Genomic DNA, 16,531 nt, shown 5'->3' with positions numbered 1-16,531 from the left:
TTTATCCTGAATATGGCGTTCCAATATGGATGCGCTTACCGAGCAGCCATTATCCTCTAATAATGGTGCTTGTGCGAGTCTCTGTGATGGGTGTCACAAGTAACCATAAAACCCATTGATCACCTAACCATTCAGACAAGTAGCTCTGGATGCCCCAGATAATAACCCTGACCACCAGTAACACCCAACTGTTTTAAGGCCTCCCATGCTTCCTTATTTTCAACGCCCTGGGCCAGAACACCAATGTCCCGGGATTCAGCCAGCATGGCCAGTGTTCTTATATACAGTTGATTCTCATAGCTGGCAGTCAGGTCTCTGGTAAAACTACCGTCCACTTTCAGGTAATGGGTATTCATCATCTGCAGAAATGTCAGTGCCTGACTGGATACACCAAAATGATCAATAGAAAACTGACAACCCGTTGCCACCAGCTTATCCACCCGTTCTGCAACCCGCTCCCCCACCAGCATCAGCGAGCGTTCGGCCGTTTCCAGAATAAGACGTCTGGCCAGATCCTGACGCAGTTTGAGGGCATCCAGCAACCAGTGATAAAAGTCATCATCCAGCAGAGAATAAGGTGAAATATTCAGACAGTAAGTTCGATAGTCATCCCGGTCATCCATGTAATCAGCCAGGGCAAAAAATACGGCGCGATCAAACTTGCCATAAAGATCATAGCGCTCAACAACGGGCATAAAAGAATCTGCGGACACGACTTCACCATCCAGGGTTATCCGTACCAGTATCTCCGTACAAGCGACTGCACCATCCGCTCCCATAATGGGCTGACCATACAGCTCGATAAGGCCTTCTGACATCACTTTTTCCAGCGCTTCGACCCAATGTGTGTCACTCCATCCCATGTACGGGTAACCAGACTCACCACTGATATCCGTCACATCCCAACAATTTTTAACCCGGATCTCCTGTTCAAGCAGTTGCTTATCACCATGGTCGAGAAGAAGCGCCGTTGAACAGCGTCCCTGGTGGGTAACTGCCGCAATGTGCAGGTTATTGCTGCCTTCTGGTGAAGCAAAAAACTCCATTGTCACCAGGGCCTTGAATAACAATTCAGTAACCTTACGGACTTCACTGACACGGCAGGCGGGAACAAACACCGTAAAACTTGATCCATTACGACGGCCAGCAAAAGCTGCTGGCCAGGGCAACAGGGTTTTTCCTACCCAGTAACTGGTGGTCAACAACAGGTCATCAACAAATTTCTGTCCATGACAACGGTTCAGCATCTCCAGCCCTCTCACCTGAATCAGGATCAAACCACCCCCTGCTTCGCCAATATCCTCACTCAACACAGTATTCATCCGACGCTCGAAGGCCTTTCGATTCAGTAATCCGGTCAATGGATCCTTGACCAACTTTCGACGCAGCTCTTCTATGAGCGCCACTTGCTCAGAGAACGCATTATCCAGCTTTTCTGCCATCCGGTTCATGGCCTGAACCACCCGGCGTAAGTCCCTGGTTTTTGGCAGCTCGGGTTGTATCTCAAAATGACGTTCACAAATACGGTTCGCCTGATGCTCCATTTTTTTTAACGGCCGGAGAACCACACCCAGCAGCGTGTTCAATCCGACCATGGCAAGAATCAAACCAAAACTGAATAACAGCGCATCCCCACTTACCTTGGACCAGAGACTTCGATAGGCATGACCCGGATGACTCGCCACCAACAGCTGTCCCATTGGCACCCAGCCACTGTTAATCTCGCTGGTGACTTCCGGCGCTTCGAGGTCAATCAGTTTCACAAACCAGTCAGGCACACCTTCTAAAGCGATTGGATGCTCATTATTTACCAGTATTTTTCCTGACCTATCGGTAAAACGAATTTGCCGGTAGTACCCCCGGTCAAAAACCGCATCAATCATCGAATCCATTGCGGCACTGTTGCCTGTCCCTGCTGAAGCAATCGCAATACCAAGGGAGGTCGCTGTATCCTGCGCGTGGGAGTTCAACTGCTCCTGAAGATAGTGACGAGCATCATTAACCGTCAGTACAAAGCTCCCGGCAAATAACAGGATCAAAAGCAGCGTAAGGTATAGAGCCAGTTCACGCAGTAGTGTCATGGTGGCATCCCTGTTGGTTTTTCGGAGGCAAATCTATCCATCAGCCCCCCCCCTTTATTCAGTCTTCCCTGACGGTTTGATTTCTGCAACCGTTTGCGCAACTCAGTCCAGGTCTTTATTTTACTGGACTGACCACTTCGAACCCCTTCACCACGCTGACGGGACAGCCAGAGTCCATCACCGTTAAAGTGATAAACGGGAACCAGATCCTGACGATGGCTGGCGGGACGAATCTCACTGACCAGATTGTCCAGAATCAGTGGTTCCTGACCCGGACTGGCAAAATAACTAAGCACCATATGGGCCTGATCAAACTCAACCGCCTTTACATAAGTTATCCTCAGCTTCTCATCGGACACGCCAAGCTCGCGCAGGGTAAAATACTTGGCAATCGAGAAATCTTCACAATCCCCGGCACCACTGGCCAGAAACTCCACAGGCGTCGCCCAGAAATCCTCTTCCCCCCAGTGATCAATATCATTCATAAATCGCATGCGGTTAAAGAAGTCATTCACTTCAACCAGCTTTTGGGGCTCTGGCAGCTTCTTGCTGTAGATCATCAGATTTTGCCAATGGGTAAGTCGTTCAACAGCAGCAATACCATAGAGTTCACGGGCACTATCCACCAGGGCTTTACCGACCACCAGATTGCCGGCGAAAACAACGGCAAAGAACAACTGTCCCCAATTGGATAGAAAAAAGTGAAACAGCTGAGATAGCATCCAGAATATTCCAACCGATTCCTGATCTTCTATAGAATCGGCAGTAATCAGAGGGGACTGTAAGGAAAAACCGTCAAAAGTAGGACTTACGCATTGACAACAGGCTCTAAAATTTGATAATGCCAAAAAACAGATGTCTTCAGGGATGAAAGTGAGAACTACCACTCGACCGACCACTGCACGATGCACTCTTGCAAAATACATTGGCTTTTTGATTAGTGAGCCAAAATCATCAACATGCACAAGACTGGCCGAGGTTACCGACTTTTCTCACGATAGCGCAAACCGCTTTCTTAAGCGTGAAAACTATCAGCCCAAAGATATGTACGATGAAGCAGTCAAAAGTTTAAACCCTATTGGCGGCACCCTGAGCGTTGATGACAGCGTGCTCGACAAACCTTATAGCTACTCCGTGGCACTGGTTGGCCACTTTTGGTCGGGTAAACATCACCGAGTGGTTAAGGGAGTTAACCTCATCACCCTTTATTACACCGACGTATCCGGGCGCCATATGCCGGTGAATTACAGGATATACGACAAATCGGAAGAATCGGGTAAGGGCCGGTCTTTCTCCAGCCCTCCCCACAGCACCCGGCATGCGGGTCCGCACCGGGCGGTTCAACGATGATGGTGAAACCTGATCCATAAGTCTTTCAATGAAACAAGCCCAATTTTCGCGAGGTAACTGTTATTCAGTGCCTGTTGTACCGCATAGGTTTTACTCAGACGGTAATACCCTTTGCTGCTGGCTGCGATCTTGGCGGCGTTAATTTTATCAACGCCTAACCTGACCAGATTCTTAAAACGGGTTTTCGGCTTGCGCCATTGCTTCAGAAAGCAGCAACGGATTCGCCGACGTATCCATTGATCCAGCAGGGGAATTGGTCGGTGATATTCCGATAACCGGAAATACCCCATCCAACCCCGGATATATTGTGCCAATTTGCGTAACCGATGTTGCATTGAGACACCCCAGCGACGACTGGTCAACTTGAGTATCCGGTATTTGAATCGGTCCAGACACTTCTGGGCCCAGCGAACTTTCTTCCCTGTGAAGGTGAAACTCAGGAATTCGCTTTCTGTTGCTTTCACAACTTTACTTTTCCGGGAGTTAATCTTCAGTTTCAATTTGCGTTCAATGAATTGGGTAATGCTGTGCATCACCCGATCCCCTGCACGCTGACTTTTGACGAGAATCACAAAATCATCACAGTATCTTGCAAAGCAATGACCCCGATATTCAAGCTCCTTGTCGAGTTCGTCGAGGACCACATTAGACAGCAAGGGTGATAAAGGCCCACCCTGTGGCATGCCAACCCTGGTCGGGTAGACATTGCCCTCAATCATGACACCGGAGCGCAGGTAGCTACCAATCAGTTTCAGAAGGCGTTTGTCGCGGACCTTACGGGAGACCCTCGACATCAAAACGTCGTGATTAACCGTATCAAAGAATTTACTCAGATCAACGTCAACAGCGTAATGAAGCCCCCGGTTGATCAACTGCTTAACCTGACGGACTCCGTCGTGTGCTGACCGTCCCGGTCGGTAGCCGAAGCTGTTTGGAGAGAAACCCGGATCAAAGACAGGGGTCAGCACCTGCACAATGGCCTGCTGTATGACCCTATCCATCACGGTAGGGATTCCCAGCAAACGCTCACCGCCGTCCGGCTTTTCTATAACATGTCGGCGCACGGGTGATGGCTGGTAGGTTCCGTCCAATAAGGCTTGACGCACTGAAGGCCAATGCTGTTTGGCAAAGTCTGGATAAGCTTCAATAGTGACTCCATCAATACCCGGAGCACCCTTGTTGCTTTTGACCTGTTTCCATGCACTTGCCAGATTAGCCGGTTCAAGTACGCAATTTAGTAGATCATGGTTCAAAGCTGGTTAAAGATTCTGTCGCCAAGTACGGTGAGTCGCCGGACGGCTGCATCGCCTTGAGGGAATCAGTCTCCTCTTTGTCGTCGATGTTCGGCCCTTCGCTAACGACTTCCCATCCGTTAATGGCTTCTGTCGTACAGCTACTATGGCCTCTGCTGACTTCTGTCCAATCACCACGCGGAGTTACCTCTGCTGGCGCTATTGGTTGCCATCGGGTTTGCTCGAACAGGATGATGAGACCTGTTCGCCGAGCCTGTTGTAACCAGTGGCTGAGAACTGGGAATTACCAATCGCATGTTGAACAGATCTCCCCGGATAAGGACATGAACTTTCAGTGCACAACCGCCGCATTTACCGTGTCTCACGAACCATAGGGCTTTGTGATCCTTGGCTCACTCGCCCAGAGACTCAGCCTTATATGCGATTTCTGTACGTCGGCTCGCACCTTTGCACTCAGACTGCCTCCGCACAGCCCCTCGCGGGACTGCACTTGCCTTAAGCTAGTGGTTGTCATCAGCAGGCGTCTTTACCGCCAGTCAGATGTAGGTTCTCCCACAGGGGACTTTCACCCCATCAGTTCATGCCCATGCCGGGCGTACCAAGACAAAAAACGACTACTTCCGTGAAATGTTGATTGAAGTGCTGGTATGGGGGCTGAAGCCAGCGTTCGTTACCGGTGACTCCTGGTACAGCTGCACGACTAACCTGAAGACGATTAAAAACCATCAGACTGGGTTTATGTTTGCCGTTGAGAAAAACAGGACAGTATCACTGGAAAAAGGTAAATGGCAGCAGGTTCAACACCTCGACATCCCCGACAATGGTCTGGATGTATGGCTCAAAGACTTCGGTAAGATCCGGTTGTTCAGGACGATGCTAAAAGACCAGCGTCGCCACTACGTGGTTTACTTGCCAGAGGAAGTCCCTTTTGAACGCAATGACTTCAAGCAGATCCATGACCAGCACTGGCAGATCGAACAGTTTCACAGGGCGATCAAGCAGGTTTGCCATATTGAGCACTTTCAGGTTCGCAGCGAACGACCCGTCAGAAACCATATATTTGCTGCAATTTTAGCTTTTGTTTATCTCCAGAAAATGCAGATAGAGCAGGAGTTTACGAATATTTATCAGCACCAACGGGGGCTGTTTAAAGAGACAATAGGCGCTTTCATTGAGAGTTTTGCAAAGGGGAAGGATCACCTCCTACCAAAATTTATCGGTGTCATCAATGCGTAAGTCCTAAAAAGGCGATAACAGGGTTGGCGGTAGGGTAAATCTATGCGTATAATCCAACCCCTTCAGGGCCTATAGCTCAGTTGGTTAGAGCAGCGGACTCATAATCCGTTGGTCCCGGGTTCTTATGTGGTGCGAAGTTGTTTGTTACATTAGAATCGAGCCTAACATGCTGATAAACATAGGATTAGACAGAAATACAGCTAAAATTGTTTGTTATAGTATGGATTTTTAAAGCGTCCTTGTTGGTCGCCTTAAAAATATGTACTAATTGATATTGTGCAAATTGGAAGTTCGGCCCTATAGCTCAGTTGGTTAGAGCACCCGACTCATGAGAAATTGTGACCTGTGCCAGTAATGGCATATGGAAAAACCGGATGAATTGCTGGAAAGCTAAAGGATAGAGATATCCCATGCCAATCAGCAGCCAAGCACTTCAGGCGTGAAGTGAAGGTTCAGAGACTAAGTGGTTCAGCACGATCTTGCTGTGTAAGACACTACTAGCGTCCGGCATCCTATCGCACTGCGAGGATGATGATATAGTCCAGCCCAGTATGAAAATATTGGATAAGTTGAATCGGTTGGTCGCAGGTTCAAGTCCTGCTGGGGCCACCATACAGAAGCCTACATCTAGGGATGTGGGCTTTTTATTTTCCTTCCCCTGTTAAGAACACTTCCATCTTCCTTCCATATCGACAATCAGAGACAGTAAGTGTTATTTCTTAAAAAATAATGATTTACTTATTGCCGTTATAAACGCCTGCGTTTGCCTTTCTATTGGGAATAGAACGATGTCCGTTGAAAAATTAGAGATTGCAGTAAAGAAAGTAGTCGAGCAACGACTCCCGACGAATACACGTCAGAGGACCTAACCTGAAAACCGGTGTATTCATAATTTCTGATAACGTAGAAAGGCCGCAGCTTGCGCTGCTATGGGAAATAACTATCACTACCCTGAAAAGTTCTGGCTATCTTGCTAAATCATGATGTGTCAAAAGCTATCTTCTGTGCTTTAGCACCATGGGCAATCGCTTTAAACAAACTGTCCCAGCTATGTAATTTCTCAAAAACTGCTGGCAGCACCACACGGAAGATGACGTGAAGCCTCCTCAATCAGGTTACTCAATCTCGGAAATAACCCATCGCCCATTAGTCGGCTTTTCAGATAATCCCAAAAAGAGAGACCATACAGGCGACACGTTTTTTTCAGGCTGGCAAAGGTGTCGCGACATTGCCGCCCCAAATCGCTTCGCGTCCCACTACTGATCTTTCGTCGTTTAACATATTCTCGTATCTGACTCTCGCTCAGGTTGTTGTGCAGCGGTAAGCTCGGGTCATCCAGAACCAGTAATAGCTCTTCCTTGATTACAGCCAACCCTGACAGAGCATCCTGAAGAAGCCCACTGCACGTTTGGGTTTGGATCAGCGCCTGGAACCCCTGTCGTACTTTTATTGCCTTTTTTTCAGTTGGCTCTGTCTTGAAGTCTTTAAGGTCATCGTAAATGGCCCAGAACCATGTCCGAAGCCATTTCTGAGCCATGGCCTGCTGATCATTGACCGGATGAACTTTTGCCAGCCCTCGCTCTGCATGTATCCAGCACTGGCTGTGTTTGAAAACGTCGAACTGCCTTGCCCCATCACTGAAGGTGGTAAGATGTCCTGCTCCATGCTGTATCAGGCTGCCATAAATCATGGCTTCACTGGCCTGCTGGCGCCGTCTACCAGTTAGTCTCAGGTCTTTCATACATTCTTCCCAGGCTTCATGGCTCAGGAAGGTGACGCCTCTGTATGGATTAAGAACGCGTAGCCACTTTTTGGGGTAATCCAGTTTTTCCAGATAGATCAAGGCATCGTCGGTGAACGTGTAAGTTGACCATGGGCGGTGCAGTAGGCTTACGAAATTTTCCCGGCTTTTGCTGTCTGTGCTCTCGAACCAGGCAAAGGACTCGTTATTGATGATGGTGCAGTAACCGTTCTTCCCCTTATGCCTTGTTCCCGTGTCGTCTGTCTGGATATAACTTGAACAGCGAATACCTGTAGTCAACAGCTCATCTTTCTCAGCATGGAACTGCTCGTGTCCTTTCGTCAGAAGCTGGCTGAGTTCCCCGCTGGAAATAGAGATTCCAATGTCCCATAGCCAGTCCAGCAGTTCTGGCTGGGTAACGGAGCAACCATGATACTGGTGCAGAACGTAGGCCTGCAGCATTGGCCCGTAATGATGTCCATGAAGGCTGGCTGGCGGTTTGGCCGTAATGGTTTGTCCATCGGGTGTCACCCATTGCTCTAAAAGATATTCAATACTGGATGTTTGTATTGTCAGTTCCTGAACATGAAAAGGGGTGGTTCCATTCCTGATTGATCCCTCCGGAACATCAGTGGCAGCAATGGGTATGGATTTTTCCGCCGATGGCTTTCGGGGCTGTTTACGCTGCTTTCTGGTTTTCTCGTTGGGCTTCTTAACCTTCTGCTTTGACGAGGTGTCTGGGCTGGCTCCATCGTTACCCTCAGGAGCGGATGGATCTCCATCAGGGCTGCCGGTGTCATCATCGGGAGGTTTGGTGTTTGGTTTGATGTCAGGCTTTGCGGGCAGTTTTTTTAGACGACGAATCTCTGCTTCAAGCAATTCTATCTGCTCTTTGAGCTGAATGATCTGCTCTTGCTGCTGAGTGATGAATCTCAGTAGATCTTCAGGTTGTAACTGCTGGTGTTCTAGAAAAGCCATGGTGAGAGGATAGACGACTGACCGAAATTATCCTGCTTCCAGCACTTTTTGAGAAATTACCCAGCTATCAATCATCAACGTGAGAAAGAAACTGGTGATCTTTCTCCATAATCGCTTGCGTGTAGGCTTCTTTGGCTTATTTAAAGCCTGTTGAAATTTTGGACAAGCCAGTTCCTGTATCTGATCAACCAGGAATGCCAGAAAAGTGAGGTAGGCGAAATTCTTAGCCAGATGTTTTTCGCCATGACCGTAATTGTGCTCAAGTTGATAGCCTTGATTTTTCAGGGTATTAAACGTTTCATTTTCAATTCGCCATCTACAACGACCTCCTCGCATTACTGATTCAACGGTATCATCTGTTAATTCAATATCGGTTATCCAACACCAGACATGCTGAATTCCTTTTTTGTCAATTTCAATGTAATCCAGAACATTAACCCGCTCAGTTTCATCCTGAAGATTGAGGGGAACGTTATTGGCGTAGCGAAATTTATGAGTCGTGTTATTCTTCTCATCAACGATTTTGTGATGATGAACCTGACCTTCATCATAAAGGGTGTTCATGGCCTCAATAAGCGACACATGGTTACCATCCTTGGCCACGATGATAAATTTCCACCCATACTCTCTGATCATAGCAATGGTAGGGTTCTCCGCGTATAGACCATCCAGCAGAATCACCAGTTTCAGGCGCGGATGGTCGTGTTTTGTCTGAGCCAGAAAACGCCTTATTGCCGCTTTTTCACAATCATTCTTTGTGAAACCATCTTGCCGACAAATCGCTTCGGGCGCTAATGGAATGACGGTTTTTCTGGATGGGTGGACAATACAGCCCCCCATAATGTTGTGGTAAAAGATTTCGTTTTTTTGCCCTCATTTTTAATGCAGCAGTCATCACAGCGGCAGGTTCCCGAATAAAAGAGACCAGTGCCATCAATAGGAAGCAGATAACAATTTTTCAACTTGCCGCAGTTGAATGCATAACCCTGCAGAGCACCATTGCGCTGAACGACAGAAAACAGTTCTTTAAACGGCGTCTTCAACCCAATGGGATTAACCGGATCAATAACCTCTCTCATTCGAGTATCGGAAGGAACTTTGCCGCCTTTTACATGATAGAGTTTTTCAAGATTATGACAGCAAATATCATCCAGCCGCTCTTCATCAAATCCTAATAGCGAATCGAACTTCTGGTGCATCATCGCAAAGGCAGATTTCAGGAAGTTAGGAAATGGGATAACGCATTTATTTGGACGGTGATCTGGGATGTTTTCGAAGCATTCTGACACCGTTTTTATCAAGTAAGAGGCGCTGAAATGCCTGATATTTTTCTTAATAGCGGTACCCATGACTGACCTGACGTCAACGATTGATTATTAGGCAATTTTAGTCGAAGAATTGTGCGGATATGATTTTTTTACCTTGTCTGCATCCCTTCTGGCTGTAGTGCTTCAGAATTCATCGGGAATTGCTGGTAGTCGAGAGAGTCGATGCGGTTAAAGGCCGTGGGGAAGAAGCCACAAAGCAGGCCATGATCCTGCCGATCATAGAGGCTCTGGGCTATGACATATGGAACCCTAGCGAGGTTTGCCCAGAATTTGAGGCTGACACAGCTATTAAAAAAAATGGTAACTATTCAGCACTGAGCAAAGGCATATTACAGTAATTCCGAACAGCTCTATGAAGTGATTGATATATGTCCATTCCCTGTTTTCTGGCAGACGACAAATAGCTGCGAATCCGTGCAAACATAGAACCACCGTCTGCACTCCTGAAGCAGCCTGAGATTTTCTGCTTTAACTTGGCCATTCGAACATCCCGCTCACTGCCATTGTTATCGAAGGGAATGGTAAAATCTGACATGAAGCGCAGTGTCTCAGCCTTGAACTCAGTGAGTCGTTTGAAGAGATTGTAAGCTTTAGTATTCTTGACTTTCTTGCGCTTAAGCTCCTCTCGTTGCTTCTCCATATAGACGACTTCTTTCATTAGAGCCCGCTGAAGCAACCGGTCATAAATCTTCTCGATTCGTTCACAGACAACACTTGGCATCTGTAGCATACCTATGGTCTTAAAGCCCTTGCAGTAATGCCAGGAAAGCCTCAGTAGCTTCATCAATCGCAACGCCAGTTGATTGCTGTCCCTATCAACAACACCCAAAAGCTCCCTCAGGTGATGGGCATTGCAAAGTACGTGAGTTGCCGCATATGCAAAATAGGATTTCCAATGATCATGAACCAGAACGCCTGCAAATGTTAGCAGTATGCCCATCGTGTCCATGGCCTCACGACCTCGCTTTTCAGACAAGTAGTAGAGCGTCCATTGTTCATCCCGCATAACGTGTAGCCAGTGCAAAGAGCCCTCGGCCCGCATACCCGTTTCATCGGCTCCGGCAACAGACGATTCCCGCAAGGCGTCACGAATAACCTCTTCAGTAGAAGCCAGATTTTCATAGGTTCTGGCCACAAAATTGGCGACAGTGCCTGCACTTACACTCATTTTATAGAGAGTATTAAAATACTCTGACACGCGCTTAAAAGGCAGGAAATGGTATTGGTTAAGATAGACGGCCATAGCCTGTGTGGCTGAGCCATATTGTGCGGCAGCGGTAACACCTTCCGGGAATTCAGCCTGATTCCGACAACCACAAGTGCAGATTTTTACTTCAGCTCTATGGGCCGTTACTTCAAATTCACCCGGTCTCCCTGGTTCAAACACCTGTCGTTCAATATATTTGACCGGCTCACTATCAAGAAGAGACGCCTGACATTTATTGCATTCTTTAACCGGAAGGTACTCAATATAGTCAGGGATATCGACCTGTTTAAGACAAGTGCCCTGATGCCCTTTCTTTCCACCGGCTTTATTACCAGAAGACTGTCTCAGACTTTTAGGATTGGGTTTTTCATCCGATGGATCGGTACCTTTATCTGCGGAAAGGTCGTCAGAATGATCTGGAGAATTACTGTTTTTACAAGGTTTTTGATAACCATCAGACGATGGCGGCTTGCTGCTGTTTTGACTGTTCTTGCCAACCTTTTCTTCCAATTCTCGACATCGCTCTTCCAGACAGGCAACTCTCATCCGCAGCTCTGCATTCTCTTTCAAGAGAATCTCAGCCGACATAGTTGCGGGTAGTTCTGGAATCATGCTGGCGAATATTGTGGAAAAATGGTGCTTAAGAGGATGGTATAAAAATCAGAAAATTCCAGATTTATGTGGGGGTGCTGAACAGTTACAAAAAATGGTCAGAAGGAGAAGGTAGATTACGCTCTCATTAAGGATGGGTGAAAGTCTCATATTGATCACACCCACAGGCCTTGAGCTACTGTAGTGGTCAAGTAAAAATGGACACCTGATTAAGCCGCTTTCCTGAGTTCTTGTTGTTCAAAGTCCACAGGGCTCATGTAACCAAGATAAGAGTGAAGTCTGCGGTTGTTGTAGAACAAAATATAATCAACAACTGTCGCCTCAACATCTGCCCTTGTTTCGAAAATATAATGGTCAGTCCTTTCTCGTTTCATACTGCCAAAAAATCGCTCCGTTACCGCATTATCCCAGCAATTTCCCTTACGACTCATACTGCATATCATGCCGTATTCCCTGAGCTGAGCCTGATAGTCCAGCGAGGCGTACTGGCTTCCCTGATCTGAGTGGTGAAGCACTCCCGAACCAGGCTTACGACTCCACCACGCCATTCTCAAGGCTTCCAGCGGCAGCTCTGTGGTCATACGCTTGTCCATTGACCAGCCTACTATCTTCCGGGAATAGAGATCCATAACCACTGCCAGATACAGCCAGCCTTCGCGAGTCCATAGATAAGTGATATCAGTCGTATAGACCCTGTTTGCCTCTGTGACAGCAAACTCCCTGTTCAGAAGATTTTCTGCTACCGGAAGCTTATGCTTGCTATTCGTCGTCACCTTGAATTTTTTTGCATACTTCACAACCAGTCCCAAGCGCTTCATCAGTGTTGCTGCTTGATAGCGGCCAATATTGTAACCCTTGCCTTGCAGGGCTTTTGCCATTCTCCGGCTGCCATATGAGCGATCGGAGTCGATAAAAATTTGTTGTGCATCAGAATCCAGGCGGAACTGCTTGGCCAGAGAGTCCTTCTGATGTTCCTGTTGATTCTGCCAGCGATAAAAGCCACTGCGCCCAACCTGCATTACTTTACAGAGCACCTGCACCGGATAGGCCTCCTTCTCCTGTTGTATAAATGCAAATCTTACAACAGGTCTTTCGCGAAGAAGGCCGTCGCCTTTTTTAATATTTCCTGTTCCATTTTCAACTGGCGGTTTTCAGCTTCCAGCTCTTTTATTCGCTGCTGATCAGGCGTCAAAGCTTGCTGCCCTTTGCCTGGAAAAGACATTTCCTTTTTTTCATCCTGTTCCCGTATCCAGCGTCTCAGGTTGCCATCATTGATACCAAGACTTCTGGCAACCTCTGTTACAGCCTGCTTCTGCTCCACTACCATGGCAATGGCTTTACGCTTGAATTCCGGAGAATAATTTTTACGCTGCTTTGTCACTTTCTACCTCGTCACTAACTGCACTATTGTGCTTAACGAGGTGTCCTAAGTCATTAAACCACTTCACAATGTCACTTTACGCAAAGTCTCTATCCAATATGAAATTGATGGAAGCCGCTACCAAAAAGGAACTCAGTAAATTGGATATGGTCAGAAAAGTCCTGAATCAATCCACCGATTTCCTGATGAGCACAGTGCCTTTTATCTATATGTTTGTTGTTGCTAATCTTATTATTGACCGTAATGCCTCTGGTGCGGTCAAAACAGAAAGATTCAATGAATTTATGGATGAGAGATACGGCCATCTCCCAGATTTGCAGGATGTCAAGCTCTTTGCCGAAAATTATTTCACCACTCATACGGTCGATGAATTCAGCCTGAAGTGGGGCAACCTGTTACCAACCGCTATGGCAATCAGCCTCTATTTTCTCAGCACCCTCAGGTTGGGTTTTAATTTGAGTTCTCCGGAAAAACATGAAACGTTTGTTGACCAGGGAATGGCTGAACTACTCAATACATATCGGTTAATGCTCACGGCATCCGATAAAGCGGATGGAGCCGCTGTATCGGCAGGTGTCCAGCCAGGAACCGAAGAGGCTGCTATGCTGCGATCCGAGGGTTATCAACCCCTTCTGCAAAAACCTGAAACGTCAGATACACAACCAATCGAGGCTACGGAACCCGACGAATCAGAACCGTTGACTGACGCCCACAGCCCTAATGCAAATACTCCCCCCCAAACCACCACTGAAGGCGACTTTGTTACGGTCAATCTGGAAGATATCGCCAGCCAGCCCGACCACCTCAAATCTGCTGCTATTGCCCGTGCCTACTTCAATACACTGTCCGGATCACGGGAAAGTAAGCTGGAGGTGGTGTACAAATTCTTTGCCGGTGCCCTGATTGGCGTCCGTGCAATGAATAATGTTGCTTTTGAAGGTAAGGATGCGACCCCGGATAACGAGCTGTCTCTTGATCACAAATAGCTACCTTGTTCTATCATTTCTCACTGATAAAACAGGTCATGCTTCCACTTTCTCCTAAACCATGGTCAGAACTAACTTTTGGATGTGCTGATTTGGGCGATACTCGACGTACAAAACGACTTGTCAAAGTTGCTGCCGAGCTTTCAGCTCATACCGGTAATTCTTTGTCATCTTCATGCGAAGGTTATACCGCACTGGTAACTGGAGCTTACCGGCTGATTGAGAATGAGGCCGTAAAGCCTGAAGCAATAGCTGAGGCAGGCTTTCAGGCAACTGCCAAAATAGCGAGACAGTCTCGCCTACTTCTGGCTCTCGAAGATACAACAACCCTGGGTTATAAACATGCTGTCAGATCCGAGCTTGGTGATCTTGGAGGTCCTGAAGGCTCTAAAACCAGAGGATTCCACGTCCACTCTGTCTTCTTGGTTGATGCGGATACAGAGCGAAGCATTGGGCTTATTGATCAAGAACGATGGGTTAGAGAGGACGTTCAGCGGGGGAAAAAGAACCAACGTCGTCAGCTACCTTACGAGGGAAAGGAAAGCTTTAAGTGGCAAAGAGCCTCTGAAAACACAGAACAAAGGATGGGGGGTAAAATGCCTGACATCATCAGTGTTTGCGACCGGGAGGCGGATATATACGAATATATGCACTACAAACTGGATAACCGACAGCGGTTTGTTGTAAGAGCTACACAAAACAGAATCCTGGTAGATGGCGAACTCTTATTATTTGATTCCTTAGCTCAGACTGAAGTGTTGGGGAAATATACGATAGTGGTTCCTCAAAAAGGAGGTAGAAAGAAGCGAAAGGCAACGCTGCAGGTCAAAAGAAAGAAGATGACAATACAGGCGCCGCAAAGGCCAGGCGGCAGGCCGGAACCGGTAACTATGAATATTGTGTCGGCTGAAGAGATTGGCAATGACTCCGAAGACCGTTTGCACTGGGTACTATTGACAACTGAAGATATTGAAACATTCGAAGACTGTCGCTCTATCATTCGATTTTACGAGCTCCGATGGCGAATAGAAGAGTTCCACAAGGCTTGGAAATCGGGAGCAGGAGTAGAAAGGCTTCGTCTGCAATCTCCGGATAACATTGAACGACTTGCGGTCATATTAATGTTTGTCGCTGTCAGACTAATGCAAATCCGTGAAGCATTAATGTTACCGAATGACAGGCAGCACAAAGACAGAAAGCTTTGGAGTGAAAAAACACTCGCGAATGAGGTGGTCAGTGATGATGAATGGCAGGTTCTCTGGCTAACCTATGAAAAAAAAGCGTTGCCCGATAAGCCGCCAACAGTCACTTGGCTGCTTCAAACGATTGCTCGGCTTGGTGGTTGGGGTGATTCAAAGCATACAGGGCAGCCCGGCTGGTTAGTGGTATGGGAAGGCTGGGCGAAATTGCAGGATCGGGTAAAAACCTGGCAGATAGCCCGGCAGTTCAGCGCTGGAGAGATGTGATCAAGAGTCAGGATAACGAGAAGAGGGATTGGTTCTATAATAATGTCTGCTCAAAAATTATTATACCTCTGTCGGCTATTGAAAACCGCGGAGTGATCGACGAGATGATGTCCCAGCAGGAGAAGTCACGAGTCATTGGCTGCCTTGGCAAGCTTATTGACGGGCAGGAGCTCACTGCGGAAGAAGAGGACTTTATGAAGGGCGTAATGGGTTCCCGCTTGGGCTCGCGTTATGGCTTCACCAAACAAGTGAACTCCGCCTTAACTGCTGTCTTTATGTTATTCCACCTTGGCGTGCTGTTCGCTGACTTTATAACAGCAGTCAGGCACCCGGATGGGAAGTCAGTACTGGATCCGCTGTTCAAGACATCTGTGGGACTCATGGATGTCGGGCTCATCTATAAGCTTTTTTACCGGCCAGCGCTGGAGGTTCTGAATATTGGTACATTTGCCATGCAACATGGGTGGAAAAATATTTCTCGCTATTTTTTGCTCGCCGCCTGGAATGTTATCGGTCGCTCCGTCACCTCCGCACCGGCACTCCCCTTGTGGAACCTGAATACAACCAATACCGACACCATGGCAACGCTGGTTGACAGTGCCGGTACCACCGGTCATGACCAATCCACGTTTGAAAATCTGGAAAAAGCCGCTCGTCAATCAGATATCGAAAAGGCTTTGTTACTGTTGTATATTTTCGTGTCTAATCCATCGCTGTGGAGTCAGGCATTCCCCAACACGGCTACTGAACAAGAACCACTTCCTCCACTGCCAACGGATGATTTTTCCGGGTTTCTGTCTCAACGACTGGATCGTGTTGCCAATGATATGGAACTATTTACCCAGATGAAGTACGCATCACAGCCCACCCCTGTTAGAGAGACGGCTGTTTAGATAGACACAACCCTGTATA

Annotated in this window: 12 protein-coding genes and 2 pseudogenes; 6 read left to right on the top strand and 8 right to left on the bottom strand. The window is 47.5% G+C overall.

What is annotated here, in order from left to right:
- Positions 1-131: 131 nt before the first annotated feature.
- Positions 132-2,081 (bottom strand): EAL domain-containing protein, encoded by a 1,950-nt coding sequence (locus tag MJO57_RS05935; RefSeq protein ID WP_252023710.1) that lies wholly within the window; start codon positions 2,079-2,081, stop codon positions 132-134.
- On the bottom strand, positions 2,078-2,803 hold the full coding sequence (locus MJO57_RS05930) for a transglutaminase-like cysteine peptidase (protein ID WP_252023708.1): 726 nt from the start codon (positions 2,801-2,803) through the stop codon (positions 2,078-2,080). The genes MJO57_RS05935 and MJO57_RS05930 overlap by 4 nt, the downstream gene beginning before the upstream one ends.
- Before the next feature lie 151 nt (positions 2,804-2,954).
- Between MJO57_RS05930 and MJO57_RS05925 the strand changes: the two are divergent.
- Positions 2,955-3,374: pseudogene (locus MJO57_RS05925) on the top strand (IS701 family transposase); the annotation flags it as partial.
- A gap of 47 nt (positions 3,375-3,421) precedes the next feature.
- Here the strand turns inward: MJO57_RS05925 and ltrA are convergent.
- The gene (ltrA, locus tag MJO57_RS05920) at positions 3,422-4,684 is read right to left on the bottom strand and encodes a group II intron reverse transcriptase/maturase (protein WP_252017357.1); all 1,263 of its coding nucleotides are present in this window, start codon (positions 4,682-4,684) and stop codon (positions 3,422-3,424) included.
- A 612-nt stretch (positions 4,685-5,296) separates the two neighbouring features.
- On the opposite strand from ltrA, the pseudogene MJO57_RS05915 reads away from it, so the two are divergent.
- Positions 5,297-5,920, top strand: a pseudogene (locus MJO57_RS05915) (transposase); the annotation flags it as partial.
- Positions 5,921-6,980: 1,060 nt separating this feature from the next.
- On the opposite strand, the gene MJO57_RS05910 reads toward MJO57_RS05915, so the two are convergent.
- From MJO57_RS05910 to MJO57_RS05900, 3 genes are read right to left on the bottom strand one after another with little or no spacing between them, the layout of a single operon-like run.
- Entirely contained in the window at positions 6,981-8,639 is a 1,659-nt protein-coding gene (locus tag MJO57_RS05910; RefSeq protein WP_252017470.1) for a transposase, read from the bottom strand.
- Between the two features lie 27 nt (positions 8,640-8,666).
- Positions 8,667-9,479, bottom strand: a complete 813-nt coding sequence (locus MJO57_RS05905) for a transposase (RefSeq protein WP_252023704.1) — start codon at positions 9,477-9,479, stop codon at positions 8,667-8,669.
- The gene (locus MJO57_RS05900) at positions 9,431-9,988 is read right to left on the bottom strand and encodes a hypothetical protein (RefSeq protein WP_252023703.1); all 558 of its coding nucleotides are present in this window, start codon (positions 9,986-9,988) and stop codon (positions 9,431-9,433) included. Before MJO57_RS05900 ends, MJO57_RS05905 begins: the two co-directional genes overlap by 49 nt.
- A gap of 119 nt (positions 9,989-10,107) precedes the next feature.
- Here MJO57_RS05900 and MJO57_RS05895 point away from each other — a divergent pair, with 119 nt between their 5' ends.
- Complete coding sequence (locus MJO57_RS05895; protein WP_252023701.1) at positions 10,108-10,305, top strand: hypothetical protein; 198 nt, start codon at positions 10,108-10,110, stop codon at positions 10,303-10,305.
- Here MJO57_RS05895 and MJO57_RS05890 read toward each other — a convergent pair.
- Together MJO57_RS05890 and MJO57_RS05885 are read right to left on the bottom strand one after the other, a co-directional pair.
- On the bottom strand, positions 10,272-11,786 hold the full coding sequence (locus MJO57_RS05890) for an IS66 family transposase (RefSeq protein ID WP_252017330.1): 1,515 nt from the start codon (positions 11,784-11,786) through the stop codon (positions 10,272-10,274). The genes MJO57_RS05895 and MJO57_RS05890 overlap by 34 nt on opposite strands.
- A 209-nt stretch (positions 11,787-11,995) precedes the next feature.
- Positions 11,996-13,113 (bottom strand): IS3 family transposase gene (locus MJO57_RS05885; RefSeq protein WP_252026963.1). Its coding sequence is split into 2 segments (ribosomal slippage): positions 11,996-12,882 and positions 12,882-13,113, totalling 1,119 coding nucleotides; the frame shifts between segments, so codons are not numbered across the junction.
- A 194-nt stretch (positions 13,114-13,307) separates the two neighbouring features.
- On the opposite strand from MJO57_RS05885, the gene MJO57_RS05880 reads away from it, so the two are divergent.
- The 3 genes from MJO57_RS05880 to MJO57_RS05870 are packed head-to-tail and all read left to right on the top strand — an operon-like array spanning position 13,308 to position 16,512.
- A complete protein-coding gene (locus MJO57_RS05880) occupies positions 13,308-14,153 on the top strand; it encodes a hypothetical protein (protein WP_252023699.1) in 846 nt (281 codons plus the stop codon).
- A gap of 38 nt (positions 14,154-14,191) precedes the next feature.
- Entirely contained in the window at positions 14,192-15,619 is a 1,428-nt protein-coding gene (locus tag MJO57_RS05875) for an IS4 family transposase (RefSeq protein ID WP_252017676.1), read from the top strand.
- Complete coding sequence (locus MJO57_RS05870; protein ID WP_252023697.1) at positions 15,616-16,512, top strand: hypothetical protein; 897 nt, start codon at positions 15,616-15,618, stop codon at positions 16,510-16,512. Before MJO57_RS05875 ends, MJO57_RS05870 begins: the two co-directional genes overlap by 4 nt.
- Positions 16,513-16,531 lie beyond the last annotated feature (19 nt).

This window comes from Endozoicomonas sp. SCSIO W0465 (assembly GCF_023716865.1).
Classification (GTDB): domain Bacteria; phylum Pseudomonadota; class Gammaproteobacteria; order Pseudomonadales; family Endozoicomonadaceae; genus Endozoicomonas.
This window is presented reverse-complemented; position numbering and strand designations above follow the sequence as displayed.